Origin of the sequence: Providencia sp. PROV032 (assembly GCF_028484875.1) — a bacterium.
Classification (GTDB): Bacteria; Pseudomonadota; Gammaproteobacteria; order Enterobacterales; family Enterobacteriaceae; genus Providencia; species Providencia rettgeri_E.
In genome coordinates this window covers 1-1328 of sequence record NZ_JAMPSX010000075.1, presented here as the reverse complement: position 1 = coordinate 1328, position 1328 = coordinate 1, and the positions used below count along the sequence as shown (strand labels likewise).

The window sequence follows — 1328 nt, the reverse complement described above, 5'->3', positions numbered from 1 at the left end:
CTGAGGAATCCCCTAATGATTTTGATAAAAATCATAAATTTAAGGTAGATGCACATCTTGTCATGTGATCAAATGGTTCTGCGAAAAATCAATAACCAGACAACAAGATGTGCGAACTCGATATTTTACACGACTCTCTTTACCAATTCTGCCCTGAATTGCACTTAAAACGACTCAACAGTTTAACGCTGGCTTGCCACGCATTACTTGAATGTAAAACGCTCACTCTTACCGAACTTGGTCGTAACCTGCCAACGAAAGCCAGAACAAAACATAACATCAAACGAATCGACAGATTGTTAGGTAATCGTCACTTGCACAAAGAGCGACTCGCTGTATACCGTTGGCATGCCAGCTTTATCTGTTCAGGTAATTCGATGCCCATTGTTCTTGTTGACTGGTCTGATATTCGTGAGCAAAAACGGCTTATGGTATTGCGGGCTTCGGTGGCACTACATGGTCGTTCTATTACTCTTTATGAGAAAGCGTTTCCGCTTTCAGAGCAATGTTCAAAGGCGGCTCATGACCAATTCTTAGCCGACCTCGCAAGCATTCTACCGAGTAACACTACACCGCTTATTGTCAGTGATGCAGGCTTTAAAGTGCCATGGTATAAATCCGTTGAAAAGCTAGGTTGGTACTGGTTAAGTCGAGTGAGAGGGAAAGTGCAATATGCAGATTTAGGTGCGGAAAACTGGCAACCTATCAGCAACTTACATGGCACCTCTTCAAGTCGAACAAAAACTTTAGGCTATAAGAGGTTGACTAAGAGCAACCCAATCTCATGTCAAATTGCACTGTATAAATCACGTCCTAAAGGCCGAAAAAATCAGCGTTCGACACGGACCAATTGTCATCATCCATCACCTAAAATCTACTCCGCTTCGACAAAAGAACCATGGGTTTTAGCGACTAACTTGCCCGTTGAAACTCGAACACCCAAGCAACTTGTTAAGATCTACTCAAAGCGTATGCAGATAGAAGAAACCTTCCGAGACTTAAAAAGCCAAGCATACGGTCTAGGACTCCGACATAGCAGAACTAGCAGCCCAGAGCGCTTTGATATCATGCTACTGATCGCCCTAATGCTTCAACTGACATTTTGGCTTGTTGGCGTACATTCACAGAAACAAGGTTGGGATAAACACTTCCAAGCAAACACTGTCAGGAATCGAAATGTACTCTCAACAGTGCGCTTAGGCATGGAAGTGTTGCGGCATTCTGGCTACACAATAACGAGGGAAGACTTGCTCGTAGCTGCAATCCTGCTTGCTCAAAATCTATTCAAACATGGTTGCGCTTTGGGGAAATTATGAGGGGATCCCTCA

The 1328-nt window shown here is 43.6% G+C and carries 1 protein-coding gene; it reads left to right on the top strand.

The features are described 5' to 3' along the window. The first annotated feature begins 107 nt into the window (after positions 1 to 107). On the top strand, positions 108 to 1316 hold the full coding sequence (locus PSF42_RS20690) for an IS4 family transposase (RefSeq protein ID WP_072666889.1): 1209 nt from the start codon (positions 108 to 110) through the stop codon (positions 1314 to 1316). The last annotated feature ends 12 nt before the right edge of the window (positions 1317 to 1328 follow it).

Coding starts and splice junctions, on each gene's coding strand:
- PSF42_RS20690 (WP_072666889.1), top strand. CDS start 108: ATGTGCGAACTCGATATTTTACACGACTCTCTTTACCAATTCTGCCCT.